Annotated in this window: 9 protein-coding genes; 4 read left to right on the forward strand and 5 right to left on the reverse strand. The window is 72.5% G+C overall.

Translation table 11 applies throughout. From position 1 onward, the window contains the following. Positions 1 to 92: 92 nt before the first annotated feature. Complete coding sequence (locus KUM40_RS32745; RefSeq protein WP_217169920.1) at positions 93 to 1598, forward strand: FAD-dependent monooxygenase; 1506 nt, start codon at positions 93 to 95, stop codon at positions 1596 to 1598. 8 nt (positions 1599 to 1606) lie between these two features. On the opposite strand, the gene KUM40_RS32750 is transcribed toward KUM40_RS32745, so the two are convergent. Beyond that, entirely contained in the window at positions 1607 to 2128 is a 522-nt protein-coding gene (locus tag KUM40_RS32750) for a MarR family winged helix-turn-helix transcriptional regulator (protein ID WP_217169921.1), read from the reverse strand. 167 nt (positions 2129 to 2295) lie between these two features. After that, positions 2296 to 4911, reverse strand: a complete 2616-nt coding sequence (pepN, locus tag KUM40_RS32755; protein WP_217169922.1) for an aminopeptidase N — start codon at positions 4909 to 4911, stop codon at positions 2296 to 2298. Between the two features lie 111 nt (positions 4912 to 5022). On the opposite strand from pepN, the gene KUM40_RS32760 reads away from it, so the two are divergent. After that, positions 5023 to 5511 carry a DUF1203 domain-containing protein gene (locus KUM40_RS32760; protein WP_217169923.1) on the forward strand — a complete coding sequence of 163 codons (489 nt, stop codon included), beginning with the start codon at positions 5023 to 5025 and terminating at the stop codon, positions 5509 to 5511. A gap of 7 nt (positions 5512 to 5518) precedes the next feature. Here the strand turns inward: KUM40_RS32760 and KUM40_RS32765 are convergent, their stop codons facing one another. Next, positions 5519 to 6535 carry an aspartate-semialdehyde dehydrogenase gene (locus KUM40_RS32765; protein WP_217169924.1) on the reverse strand — a complete coding sequence of 339 codons (1017 nt, stop codon included), beginning with the start codon at positions 6533 to 6535 and terminating at the stop codon, positions 5519 to 5521. 360 nt (positions 6536 to 6895) lie between these two features. Here KUM40_RS32765 and KUM40_RS32770 point away from each other — a divergent pair, with 360 nt between their 5' ends. Beyond that, the gene (locus KUM40_RS32770) at positions 6896 to 7432 is read left to right on the forward strand and encodes a sigma-70 family RNA polymerase sigma factor (RefSeq protein WP_217169925.1); all 537 of its coding nucleotides are present in this window, start codon (positions 6896 to 6898) and stop codon (positions 7430 to 7432) included. A gap of 1 nt (position 7433) precedes the next feature. Then, positions 7434 to 8393: a hypothetical protein gene (locus KUM40_RS41785; RefSeq protein WP_254396006.1), complete on the forward strand. Its 960-nt coding sequence runs from the start codon at positions 7434 to 7436 to the stop codon at positions 8391 to 8393. An 81-nt stretch (positions 8394 to 8474) separates the two neighbouring features. On the opposite strand, the gene KUM40_RS32780 is transcribed toward KUM40_RS41785, so the two are convergent. Both KUM40_RS32780 and KUM40_RS32785 read right to left on the reverse strand, forming a co-directional pair. After that, positions 8475 to 11774, reverse strand: coding sequence for a S8 family serine peptidase (locus tag KUM40_RS32780; protein WP_217169926.1), 3300 nt, complete (start codon positions 11772 to 11774; stop codon positions 8475 to 8477). A gap of 299 nt (positions 11775 to 12073) precedes the next feature. Continuing rightward, a complete protein-coding gene (locus KUM40_RS32785; RefSeq protein WP_217169927.1) occupies positions 12074 to 13147 on the reverse strand; it encodes a hypothetical protein in 1074 nt (357 codons plus the stop codon). Positions 13148 to 13363 lie beyond the last annotated feature (216 nt).

Below are 13363 nucleotides of genomic sequence, written 5' to 3' on the forward strand. Positions count from 1 at the left end.
CAAGAAGGCGCAGACAAGTAGACGCAGACAAGTAGACGCAGACAAGTAGACGTAGGCAAGCAGGCGTAGGCAGCACCGCAAGGAGGCCCCCCATGAACGGAACCCGGCACGTGTCCCCCCGCTCCGTGATCGTCGTCGGTTCGGGCCCCACCGGCCTGCTCCTGGCCGGTGACCTCGCCACCGCCGGCATCCCCGTCACCCTCGTCGAGAAGCGCCCGCACCGGATCAGCAACCTCTCCCGCGCCTTCGTGCTGCACGCCCGCACCCTCGAGCAACTCGACGCCCGCGCCCTCGCGGACGGCCTGGAGGCCGTGGGCAGGCCCCTGGACCGCCTCCGCCTCTTCGGCAGCCTCACCGTCGACCTCGCCACCCTGCCCTCCCGGTTCCGGCACCTCCTCGTCCTGCCGCAGTACGAGGTCGAGAAGGTGCTGGAGCGGCGGGCGGTGGAGGCCGGGGTGGAGTTCCGGTACGAGACCGAGACGACCGGGGTGCGCCAGGACATCGAGAAGGACTCGACGGAGGGCGGCGTCACCGTCGAGGTCCGCGGCCCGGACGGGGAGCCGCAGACACTGCGCGCGGCGTACGTCGTCGGCGCCGACGGCATGCGCAGCACCGTGCGCGACGCGATCGGCCTGCCGTTTCCCGGGCACTCGGTCATCCGTTCCGTCGTCCTCGCCGACGTGCGCCTCGCCGAGGAGCCGGAGACGCTGCTGACCGTCAACGCCGTCGGGGACGCCTTCGCCTTCCTCGCACCGTTCGGCGACGAGTACTACCGCGTGATCGGCTGGCACCGCGGGCGGAACGTCCCCGACAGCGAGCCCCTCGGCCTCGAGGAGGTCAAGGAGATCACCCGTCTCGCCCTGGGCCGGGACTTCGGGATGCACGACGCCCGCTGGATGTCGCGGTTCCACAGCGACGAGCGGCAGGCGCCCGCCTACCGCGTGGGCCGCGTCTTCCTCGCAGGCGACGCGGCGCACGTGCACACGCCGGCCGGCGCCCAGGGCATGAACACCGGCCTCCAGGACGCGGCGAACCTGAGCTGGAAACTGGCGGCCGTGCTGCACGGGCACGCCGGGCCCGAACTGCTGGACACCTACCAGACGGAGCGGCACCCCGTGGGCCGGTCGGTGCTGCGCAGCAGTGGCGGCATCGTCCGCCTCGCCATGGCCAAGCGCCCCTGGACGCTGGCGCTGCGGGCGGCCGTCACCACCGTCCTCGACCACCTGGGCCCGGCCCGTCGCCGGGCGGCCGGCCACATCACCGGCGTCGGCCTCCGCTACCCGGCCCCCCGCGGGGCCCACCGGCTGACCGGCACCCGCGTGCCCGACGTGGCCCTCGCGGGCGGCGGGCGGCTTCACGAGGCACTGCGCGGCGGACGGTTCGTGCTCATCGCCCCAGGAGCAGCCCCTGGGGCAGCCTCAGAGGCAGCCCCAGAGACCGCCTCCGGGGGCCGGGAGCGGCTGGCCGTGGAGCGCTGGGCGAGCCGTCGCCGTACGACGGTGCTGGTGCGGCCCGACGGGTACGTGGCCTGGGCGGCGGACGACGCGAGTGCGGCGGAGACCGGGGCGGCGGTGGCCGCGCACGTGGGCCGAGCGTGAGCGGCCGTCTACTTCTCGGTGCCGGCGAGGAGGTCCCGCAGCAGGCCGGTCAGCCGACCGGCCCGCTCGGCGTCGAGGGAGGCCAGGGCCTGGGTCTGGACGTCGAGGCCCGCGCCGACCGCCTCGTCGATCAGCTCGAGACCCCGGTCGGTGAGGGTGACGTGAAGTGCCCGGCGGTCGTGCGGGTCGGGGGAGCGGCGCAGCAGTCCGGCCCGTTCGAGCTTGTCGAGGCGGCCGGTCATGCCGCCGGTGGTGAGCATCAGCGTGGCAGAGAGCTGCCGGGGGGAGAGCGTGTAGGGCTCCCCGGAGCGGCGCAGGGTGGCCAGGGCGTCGAACTCTCCGCGCGAGATGCCGAAGCGCGCGTACGCCTTCTCCATCCGGTCGCCCATCGCGCGCGCCAGCCGGAAAACCCGGCCGAACACCTCCATGGCGGCCGTGTCCAGGTCCGGCCGCACCACCGCCCACTGGTCGATGATCGCGTCGACGGGGTCCTTGTGCGGCTCGGACCGCTGCTCGGGGCGTTCAGTCATGGCACGAGTATCAAGTCCGTTCCGCTCGACCGCAAGAAAGTAGCTTGACGGAAACTGGCTTAGAAGTAACCTATCTACCTTTTCGCCGTCACCGTCGCCGTACGCCCGAAGGGGCGCCCGCCACCTGTCTGCGCGGGCGCCCCCGGGGCGTACTCGTGAGGTGCGGGTTACTCGCCCGCCGCCGCACCCGCCCCCGCACCGGCCGCCGCGTCCGCCGCCTGCGCCCGCAGTGCGCGCTCCACGCCCGAACGGGACTCCGAGACCAGCCGCCGCAGCGCCGCGTTCGGCTCGGCGGAGGACAGCCAGGCGTCCGTCCGCTCCAGGGTCTCCTGGGAGACCTGCACCGCCGGGTACAGGCCGACCGCGATCTGCTGGGCCATCTCGTGCGAACGGGACGCCCAGACACTCTTCAGCGCCTCGAAGTACCGCTCCGTGTACGTCGCCAGCAGCTCGCGCTGGTCGGTCTGGACGAAGCCGGCGATGACCGCCTCCTGCACGGCGTTCGGCAGCTTGTCGGAGTCGACGACCGACTCCCAGGCCTCCGCCTTGGCCGCCTCGGTCGGGCGGGCGGCACGCGCGGTGGCGGCGTGGCGCTCACCGGCGGCCGTCTTGTCCCGCTCGTACTCGCTCTGGATCTCCGAACCGCCGAACCGGCCCACGGCCGCGAGACGCTGCACGAACGCCCAGCGCAGCTCGGTGTCGACGGCCAGGCCCTCGATGGTCTGCGTACCGTCGAGCAGCGCGTCCAGCAGGTCAAGCTGCTCCGGCATCCGCGCCGTCGCCGCGAACGCCCGCGCCCACGCAAGCTGGTGGTCACTGCCCGCCTCGGCCGCGCGCAGGTGCGCCAGCGTGGCCTCGGTCCAGCGGGTGAGCAGTGCCTCGCGGGTGTTCGGGTCGGCGTACTGGTCGACGGCCAGCTTCACCTGGCGGTGCAGCGACTGCACGACACCGATGTCGGACTCCTTGCCGATCCCGGACAGGACCAGCGACAGGTAGTCGCGGGTCGCCAGCTCCGCGTCCCGCGTCATGTCCCACGCCGACGCCCAGCACAGGGCGCGCGGCAGCGACTCCGTGAAGTCGCCGAGGTGCTCGGTGACGACCGCCAGGGACTGCTCGTCCAGGCGGACCTTGGCGTACGACAGGTCGTCGTCGTTCAGGAGCAGCACCGCCGGGCGGGGCTTGCCCACGAGCTGCGGTACGGCGGTCAGCTCGCCGTCCACGTCCAGCTCGACGCGCTCCCCGCGCACCAGCTTGCCGTCGCCGTCGAGGTCGTAGGCGCCGATCGCGATGCGGTGCGGGCGCAGCGTCGGCTCTCCCTTGGCGCCCGCCGGGAGTGCCGGGGCCTCCTGGCGGATGGCGAAGGACGTGATGACGCCGTTCGCGTCCGTCTCGATCTCCGGGCGCAGGACGTTGATGCCGGCCGTCTCCAGCCACGCCTTCGACCAGGTCTTCAGATCACGGCCGGAGGTCTCCTCCAGCGCACCCAGCAGGTCCGACAGACGCGTGTTGCCGAACGCGTGCCGCTTGAAGTACGCCTGCACGCCCTGGAAGAACGCGTCCTGACCGACGTACGCGACGAGCTGCTTGAGCACGCTCGCGCCCTTGGCGTACGTGATGCCGTCGAAGTTGACGAGCACGTCGTCCAGGTCGCTGATGTCCGCCATGATCGGGTGCGTGGACGGCAACTGGTCCTGCCGGTACGCCCAGGTCTTCATCTGGTTGGCGAACGTCGTCCACGAGTGCGGCCACTTCGAGCCGGGCGCGTCCGCCTGGCAGGCGGCCTCGGCGTAGGTGGCGAACGACTCGTTCAGCCACAGGTCGTTCCACCACTCCATGGTGACCAGGTCGCCGAACCACATGTGCGCCAGCTCGTGCAGGATCGTCGCAGCCCGCACCTCGTACGCGGCGTCCGTCACCTTCGAGCGGAACACGTACTGGTCGCGGATGGTCACCGCGCCCGCGTTCTCCATCGCGCCCGCGTTGAACTCAGGCACGAAGAGCTGGTCGTACTTCTTGAACGGGTACTGGTAGTCGAACTTCTCCTGGAACCACTCGAAGCCCTGCCGCGTCACCTCGAAGATCGCGTCCGAGTCGAGGTGCTCGGCCAGCGAGGGCCGGCAGTAGATGCCGAGCGGCACGGACTGGCCGTCCTTCTCGTACACGCTGTGCACCGAGTGGTACGGGCCGACGATCAGCGCCGTGATGTACGACGAGATGCGCGGGGTCGGCTCGAAGACCCAGACGTTCTCCCGGGGCTCCGGCGTCGGCGAGTTGGAGATGACCGTCCAGCCCTCGGGCGCGGTCACGGTGAACTGGAAGGTCGCCTTCAGGTCCGGCTGCTCGAAGCTCGCGAAGACCCGCCGCGCGTCCGGCACCTCGAACTGCGTGTACAGGTACGCCTGGTCGTCCACCGGGTCGACGAAGCGGTGCAGGCCCTCGCCGGTGTTGGTGTACGCGCAGTCGGCGACCACGCGCAGGACGTTGCGGCCCGGCAGCAGCCCCGGCAGGGCGATGCGGGAGTCCTGGAACACCTCGTCGGGGGCCAGGGCGTCGCCGTTCAGCGTCACCTCGTGGACCGTCGGCGCGACCAGGTCGATGAAGGACTCGCCGCCGCCCCCGCCCCCGCCGCCGGTCTCCGCGACGTCGAAGCGCACCGTGGTCACGGACCGGTAGGTGCCGCCCTCCTGCGCGCCGGTGAGGTCGAGATCGATCTCGTACGAGTCAACGGTCAGCAGCGTCGCCCGCTGCCGCGCCTCTTCGCGAGTCAGGTTTGTGCCAGGCACGCGGTCATCTCCTCGTCATGTGTGGTTGCGCCATCCTTCCACGTGACCTGTGCCGAACGCGATGTCCGTTTCCCGCCGGTGCGCGGGCCCCTCGCGCGTGAGCCTGGACGCATGAACGGTTACACGGCACGCCCCGTCCCCCGCCCCACCCTCAGGGAACTGCGCACGACCGACGACGCGGGCCGCGCCCCCGCTCCCGTGACCGACGACGAGGGCGGCGCCCCACTGCGCTGCTGCCTGCGCCACAGCCGCCCCGGCGAGCGAATCGCGCTGGTCTCCTACGCCCCACTGCGCCGCTGGGCGGCACGGACCGGCGCCGACCCGGGCGCCTACGACGAGCAGGGGCCGGTCTTCATCCACGCCGAGGAGTGCGCGGGGCCGGACGGCGCGGGGCCGGACGGCGAGGGGCTCGCGTTCACGAACTCGCACCGCACCGTGCGCCGTTACTCCGTCGAGGGACGCATCCTGGGCGGAAGCCTGGTCGAACCCGACGGGTTCGCGCCCGCCCTCCGAAACGCGTTCGACGACCCGGCCGTGGCGTTCGTCCACGTCCGGGCCGTCGAGTACGGCTGCTTCCTCTACGAGGTCACGAAGGGATAGCCGGGGCTCAGCCCTTCAGCTCCGCCGCCACCAGCTCCGCGATCTGCACCGCGTTCAGGGCCGCGCCCTTGCGCAGGTTGTCGTTGGAGACGAACAGGGCGAGGCCGTTGTCCACGGTCTCGTCCTGGCGGATGCGGCCCACGTACGACGGGTCCTGGCCGGCCGCCTCCAGCGGCGTCGGCACCTCGGTGAGCGCCACGCCGGGGGCGCCGGCCAGCAGCTCCTTGGCGCGCTCCACGCTGATCGGGCGGGCGAAACGGGCGTTGATCTGGAGGGAGTGGCCGCTGAAGACGGGCACGCGCACACAGGTGCCGGAGACCTTCAGACCGGGGATCTCGAGGATCTTGCGGGACTCGTTGCGGAGCTTCTGCTCCTCGTCCGTCTCGTGCAGACCGTCGTCGACGATGGACCCGGCCAGCGGCAGCACGTTGTACGCGATCGGCGCCACGTACTTCTCCGGCTTCGGGAACTCCACGGCGGAGCCGTCGTGGGTCAGCCTGGGGGCGTCCGCGCCCGCCTTCTGGACCTGCTCGAACAGCTCGTCCACGCCGGCCAGGCCGGAGCCGGACACCGCCTGGTAGGTGGCGACGACGACGGCCTCCAGGCCCGCTTCCGTGTGCAGCGGACGCAGGACCGGCATCGCGGCCATCGTGGTGCAGTTCGGGTTGGCGATGATGCCCTTGGGGCGGTCGGCGATCGCGTGCGGGTTCACCTCGGACACCACCAGGGGGACCTCGGGGTCGCGGCGCCAGGCGGAGGAGTTGTCGATCACGACGGGGCCCTGGGAGGCGACCTTTTCGGCGAGCGCCTTGGAGGTGGCGCCGCCCGCCGAGAACAGCACGATGTCGAGACCGGAGTAGTCGGCGGTGGCCGCGGCCTCCACCGTCACGCCGTCCAGCTCCCGGCCGGCGCTGCGCGCCGAGGCGAACAGGCGCAGCTCGGTGACCGGGAACTCGCGCTCCGTGAGGATCCTGCGCATGACCGTGCCCACCTGACCGGTGGCTCCGACGATTCCGACCCTCACGGTGACTCCTTCTCCGTTTGTACGCGTGTTGTACGCGTGTCTTCACGCGCGCTTTGCTCGGCCGAGACTTTTCCATCATGGGGCGAAGCCCGGCCCGCCTGTCCAATCCATTGCGCGGTGTGCCCGCGCAATGGGACGCGGCGACTGGGACAGTGGGTGTGGTCCTTGCGTACGAAACCCGGCTGAGCTGCAGGAATTCCGTCGCATCGCCGCCGCGCCGCAAGCTGTGCTGTTCCGCCCCTGCCCATCCCTTCCCGCCGCACACGACGATGTGACGTACGCCTCGCACCGAAAGGCGGCCGTACCGGCGAACGTTTCGGGCCCCGCCCGCGTCCTAGGGGAAACGTGGCCGGGGGAGGGGTGGCTTTGCTGCGCAGGAAGGCCCGCCGGGGCCAGGGGGACGCCGTGGGCGACGATCCCCTGGACGCGGCACAGGAACGCCGGGTGCGGGCGGTGCTCGCGCTGGGCGGGGTGCCGCAGGCGGACCTGCCGGACGGGGTGCAGCAGGTCCGGCTGCGGCTGCTGGAGCGGACGGCCAGTGGCCGCGAGGCGCCGCGCGACGTGTCCGCGTGGGCGGCCGTCGTCGCCTCCAACCTGGCCATGGACTGGCACCGGGCCAGGCGCCGCCAGGACCGGCTCGGCGAACGCCTGGCCGCGCTGCGCCAGACGGAGCATCCCCGGGACGAGGACACCAGCGTCCTCTCCCTCGCCGTCGCCCAGGGCCTGGACGAGCTGCCCGACGCCCAGCGCCAGGTTCTCGTCCTCCGTTTCTACGCCGACCTGCCGGTGCGCGGCATCGCCGAGGAGCTGGGCATTCCCGAGGGCACGGTCAAGAGCAGGCTGCACACGGCGGTACAGGCGCTGCGCGCCCGCCTGCACGAGGACGAGGTGGTGTGAGATGGCCGCCGAAGAGCACCCCGCGGGACAGAACCCGGCGGGACAGAATCCCGCGGGACAGAACCCCGTCGGGTACGACGCGCTGATGGCCGCGATCACGGGCGAGCCCCTGCCGCCCGGCGCGAGTGCGGACGCCCACGGCGAGTACCGGTCGGCGACGGCCGACGTGGCGCTGCTGCGGGACCAACTGGACATCCTCGGCCGCGTCCTGGGCGAGGCACCCCCCGAGCCGCACACGCTCGGGCGGCACACGCCTGAGGCGCACATGCCCGGGTCGCGCACGCCCGAGGCGCACACGCCTGAGCCGCGTACGCCCGGGTCGCGTACGCCTGAGCCGCGTACGCCCGGGTCGCGTACGCCTGAGCCGCGCACCCCCGGGCCGCACACCCCCGAGCCGCACACCCCCGGGGCGGCGCGCCCGGCGATCACGCGCAGGCCACGGCGCCGGCCGTTCCGTCTCGCTCTGGGTGTTCTCGCGGCGGCCTGTGCGGGTGTCGTGGTCACGGGGCTGGGCTGGCTGGTGGTGGAGGGCGGAAGCGTGGCCACCCAGGACGCGGCGGGTGGCAGCGCGGCCGACAGGTCCGCGGCGCGGCCGGAGAGCCCGGACGCGGGCCAGGAGGCCGCCGTGGTCTTCGGCACCGCCCGCTACCTCGCCTGCGCCCGTCTGGTGGCCGAGGGCACGGTGACCGCCGCAGAACCGGTGCCGGGCGCCGCACAGCACCGGATCACCCTCCGCGTGACCCGCGCGTACGCACCGGAGGAGAGCACCGAGCCGGCGACGACGACGTTCGTCCTGGACGACAGCCTCGCCCGGCTCGGCACGGGCGACCGGGTACTGGTCGGCGTCCTGCGGGACCGACCCACCGCGGACACGGTGATCACCGGCGACCGGAACATCACCACCGCCCGCACCCGGATCACCGCCTCCCTCACCGACTCCCGCACCCTCACCTGCGACTGACGACCCACCCCGAGCACGCGAACGCGAAAGGGGGCGGGCGCCCGACACGGCGCGCCCGCCCCCTCCCCGTACCGCACCGGACTACGGCACGACCTTCCCGATCCGCACGCTGCCCAGGCCCGCGACCGTGCCGTGGGCGTTGACAAGCTGGACCCGGCCGAAGAACTCACGGCCCTCGGGGGCGGCGGCCAGCGCGGTGACGCTGCCGGTCACCGTCGCCGAGTCGCCCGTGCCGAGCTTCACCGGCGCCGAGTCGTCCACGGTGACCGAGCCGAGGCCGGCCGCGAAGTACACGTCCCGGTAGTCGTACTCCGTGCTGCCCGACGGTACCGAGTAGCCCGCGACCTCGACGGTGTACGTACCGGCGGCCGGCTTCGCGAGGGAGACCGACTCCTCCGAGTCGCCGTCGGCGGACTGGGCGACGACGGCGCCGTCCTCGTCGTAGACCGTCAGGTCCAGGTCGGCGGCCGCGTCGGAGACGCCCCCGATGGTGACGTCCAGCGACTCGGCGCCCTCGGGCACCTCGACCGTGGAGGTGGCCGTCCCGCCCTGCTCGATGGACGGACGGGACGTCTCGGAGGAGCCGAGCGGACCGCCGACCAGCTTGCCCTCGAGCGGGGCGTACCGGTTCGTCACCGTCCAGGAGGCGTCGGCCGGGGTGCCGACCTTCGCCTCGGGCACGGTCACGACCTCCGGGTCGAAGGCCGCGCCGAGCACGGTGACGTCCAGCTTGTAGGGGTTGTGGAGGAGCGGCGAGGTGCGCCGCGCCTCGACCTCGACCTCCCAGACACCGGGCTGCGGGTCGGCGTACGCACGCACGTCGGGGCGGCAGCCGTTGCCGTCGAGGTAGTTGTTGTAGCAGTACGGCGTGGAGGTGTTGTCCGCCGGGACGCCGTACGGGTGGATGGAGATGAACCGGGTCTGGCTCTCACCCCTGAGCCCGCCGATCGCCACCTCGAGCGCCTTCGCGCCCTCGGGGACGGTCACGAAGTAGGACTTGGTGCTGTTGCGGTCCACCGAGCTCTTCGCGGAGAAGTCGTACGCGAGCGGGGCGGAGACCACGACCGTGGTGAGGACCTGCTGGTCGACGCCCCGGGTGCGCGGGTCGTCGACCTCGAGGATCGCGCTCTTGACACCGGCGGAGCCGGGCCGTGCCTCGACCTTCACGGTCACCGGCTCGTTCAGCGGCAGCCGCACCTCGTCCCGGCCGACGATCCGGAAGGTGTGCCCCGCGTTGTTCTCGAAGTCCAGCTCGTGCCGGATCGCCCGGTCGGCGCCGGACGTACGCGTGAGCGTGATCTCGTACGTCTTCTTCTGCCCGGCCTTCAGGCCGCCCTCGCGGTCGTAGAGGCCGGTGCCGTAGCCCGGGGTCTGAAGGAACTGGTCGATCGCGGTGTCGACCGGCGCCTTGACCGTGTACTCGTGGGCGGTGACGCCGCGCCGGATCGACTTCCAGGCGTCGGGGACGTCGATCAGGCCCGCGCCCTCCTCGTACGCCTGCACGCCCCTGATGTGGTCGGCGGTGGAGGTCAGGGCCGTGCGCAGCTTGGCCGGGGTGAGGTCGATGCGGGCCTGCTTCGCCGCCGACAGGAGCAGCGCGGAGGCGCCCGCGGCCTGCGGGGAGGCCATCGAGGTGCCCTGGAGCATGCCGTAGCCGGCCGGGAGGTCGTAGCCCGCCTCCGGGACCGGGGCGCCGGACATCCAGGTCTGGATGGAGTTGATCGCGGCGCCGGGCGCGGTCAGCGTCGGCGTGAAGCCGCCGTCCTCACGCGGGCCGCGCGAGGAGAACGGCATCATCTGGTACCTGGTCCGCACCGCGGAGCCGTAGTTGGCGGCCCAGGTCTCGCGGGAGATGGACGCGCCGACCGAGATCACCTTGTCGGCGAGTCCGGGGTCGCCGATGGTGTTGGCGCCGGGGCCGGAGTTGCCCGCGGAGATGACGAGCTGCACGCCGTAGGTGTCGATGAGGCGCGTGTACAGCTCGGCGCGCGCGTTGTTGCCGTCGTTGAGCGCGGGCAGGCCGCCGATCGACATGTTGACGATGTCGACGTCGCGGTTGACGACGAGGTCGATCATGCCCTCGGTGAGCGCGACGTTGGTGCAGCCGCCGCTCCAGGTGCAGGCGCGCGAGGAGACGATCTGCGCGCCGGGGGCGGCGCCGTCCATCCGGCCGCCGAACAGCCCGTTGGCGGCGGCGAGTCCGGCGACGTGCGTGCCGTGCTCGGACTCGATGACGCCGATGTTGACGAAGTCCGCCTTGGCACCGGCGGAGTTGTAGACGACGTTCTTGCGGATCTCGACGACGAAGGGCTGGCGCTCGGCCACGTCCGTCTTCGGGTCGTCGGTGCCGAAGTAGCCGACCTGGAAGCCGTCCTTGTAGGGCTTCATCGGCTTGTCGTCGGAGAAGTCGTGGTTGTCGTTCAGGTCGACGCGGACCGTGCCGGCCTTCGCGTCGTACAGGACGCCCCAGGAGTCGGTGGTGTCGCCGTCCCGGTTGGCGTCGCCCGCGGCGTCACCGCCGGTGGTGTAGGACTCCAGGAAGGTGCTGACCCGGTACGAGCCGGCGGGCGCCGTCCACGTCTGCCCGCCGTAGGTGAAGGTGGGGCCGGAGACGGCGGTGGTCATCGGGCGCCAGGTCCGGTCGCCGTCGACGACGGGGTCGGTCGCGGTGACCCAGTCGACGATCTTGCGTTCGCCGGTGGTGGTCTTCTGCAGCGCCGGGTGGGCGAGGTCGACGCCCGAGTCGAGGATGCCGATGGTGATCCCGCGGCCGTCCGACTTCGGGTGCCTCTTCACGAAGTCGACGGCGCCCGTCTCGAAGGACGGGTTGTACGGGTTCTTGGCCGGGGTCCAGCGGTTCGGGCCGCGGTAGTGGTTGCGGCTCTTGTGCGACGCGGCGCCCTCGGCCATGTCCGCGCCCGGCGTCGGGTCGTCCAGCGGTATCTCCTCGCGCAGGTCGATGCCGTGCACGGAGGAGAGCTTCGCGGCGGCCGCGATGGCCGAGTCCGCCTTGGCGGTGGGGACGGTGGCGCGGACGTAGCCCAGCTCGTCGTAGGTGCGGCCGACGGTGCCGCCGGCGACCGCGTCCAGGTCCTTCGCCACCTGCTCGGTCCGGCCCGGCGCGGTGGCGACCATCATCGTGACGTTCTTCTCGCCGCCGGCCTTCGCCTCGGCGAGCAGGTCCGCGTCGTCGGAACCGAGCTTGTCGTGCGCGGACTTGACGGAGGCGTCGACGGGGGGCGCGGTCGCCGGACCGTCGGCGGCGAGGGCCACGGGGACGGGCCCGACCGCGGCGAGCGCGGCGACGAGGCCGGCGGCCAGGGCGATGCGGGCCGCGCGTCTCGCGCCCGGTATCGGTTCCCGCTGAGGGCTGTGGGTCATCGGCATCCCTTGTAGGTGAGGGAACGTGGGGAACGACCAAGGCCGATCGGCCCTGGCCGACGCAGTCCGGAATCCGATCCCGGACGACCGCTCAGCTTTACTCAAGGGATCACTGTTTGGGGAGAGTTGTCCGGGACGGGATGGAGCCATGGCGTACTTCCGCCATACGCCATCGCGGACACAAGGGGCGGGCCGTGACAATCCCGGGCCATGACGATCCCGGGCCATGAGGAGGGGCCGCCGGGTTTCGCACCCGGCGGCCCCTCCTCTCCCCTCCTGGCGACCGCCCCGGTCCGTCACTACCGGGGCAGCACCACGACGTACGCCGCGGGTTCCCGGTCCCCGGCCGCCATCAACGCCGTACGGACCACGGCAGCCTGGTGCTCGAGGGAGTCCCGCAGCCCCCGCGCGGTGAGGTGTACGACCGTGATGCCCAGGCGTTCCAGGTGCTCGCGCTTGCGGGCGTGTTCCGCACCGGCGGCGTCGTCCTCCTGCTGCCGGTGGGCCCGGGTGTCCAGCTCCAGCGCCACCGCCTGCTCGGGCCAGAAGGCGTCCACACCGCCCAGGTGGGGGCCGCCGGGCAGGCGCAGGTCGACGTTCCAGACCGGCTCCGGCAGGGCGTGCTCGCGCACCATCCGGTACAGCCGCTGCTCGGCCAGCGCCCGCCCCTCGGCGACCAGCGAGTCCACGGCGTCCACCACGTGCGGGCGGCTGAGCAGCCGGGCCCGGTTCAGCTCCCGGACCACCGCGGCCGGCTCGCAGTGCCCGCCGCGCACCGCCTCCGTCAGCAGCCGGCGCACCGCTCCCGGGTCGGTCAGCTCGGCCACCGCGTCCGCCAGGGCCCGCGCCACCGGCGCCACCGGAACCCCGGTCAGCTCCACGGCCGTGGGCAGCGCGGTGGTGCGGACGATGCGCGCGCAGCCCGTCGTACGCAGCCGGCGCAGCCGCGGGACCAGGACGTCGATGAGGTCCAGGGACGGCAGCGGGGGAGCGGCGGAGAATCCGTGCAGCGTCAGCGCGGCCAGGCCCGTGATCATCGCCTCCGCGTAGGCGGGGACGGGCGGGTGCTCCGGCCCCGGCTGGACCGGCACGGACGCGGCCGCGCCGGGGGCGGCCGCGCCGGGGGTGCGTTCCCGTGCCGCGTAGAGCAGCACCGCGTGCAGGCGCTCCTCGCTGGTCGGCGGTCCCGGGTGGAGCAGGACGACGTTCGGGAGGAGTTGCTGCCACGGCCCGCCGGGGCGGCACTGCTCGTTGGTCTCGGCGGCGGAGACACCGTGCGCCCGCAACTGGGCGGCCGTCAGCAGCCGGCGACGGCCGTCGGCCAGGTCGTGGAGCGGGCGGGGGCGGGGGGAGAGCGGGGTGTTGTGCGTCATGACCGGGGGCTTTCCCGCGCCCGATCCGTCCCTTAACCGCTGTTACACGCTCATCGCCAAACCGGGACAAGGCCGGACTAAAGGACGGGTGTTCGGATGCCGAAACCCCTGGTCCGAATGGGTGGGACCAGGGGTTACGGCCGCAGTGCACTCATCTTGTAACGATGACTGAGCGCCCAATCATTGGCCAGAGATCGGCCAGGCATCGGTGGTCGG

The organism is Streptomyces sp. AC512_CC834, from assembly GCF_019049325.1.
GTDB lineage: Bacteria > Actinomycetota > Actinomycetes > Streptomycetales > Streptomycetaceae > Streptomyces.

Bases quoted from the DNA above. Each gene is read 5' to 3' on its own strand.
- KUM40_RS32745 (WP_217169920.1), top strand. From the start codon at position 93: ATGAACGGAACCCGGCACGTGTCCCCCCGCTCCGTGATCGTCGTCGGT.
- KUM40_RS32750 (WP_217169921.1), bottom strand. From the start codon at position 2,128: ATGACTGAACGCCCCGAGCAGCGGTCCGAGCCGCACAAGGACCCCGTC.
- KUM40_RS32760 (WP_217169923.1), top strand. From the start codon at position 5,023: ATGAACGGTTACACGGCACGCCCCGTCCCCCGCCCCACCCTCAGGGAA.
- KUM40_RS41785 (WP_254396006.1), top strand. From the start codon at position 7,434: ATGGCCGCCGAAGAGCACCCCGCGGGACAGAACCCGGCGGGACAGAAT.
- KUM40_RS32780 (WP_217169926.1), bottom strand. From the start codon at position 11,774: ATGACCCACAGCCCTCAGCGGGAACCGATACCGGGCGCGAGACGCGCG.
- KUM40_RS32785 (WP_217169927.1), bottom strand. From the start codon at position 13,147: ATGACGCACAACACCCCGCTCTCCCCCCGCCCCCGCCCGCTCCACGAC.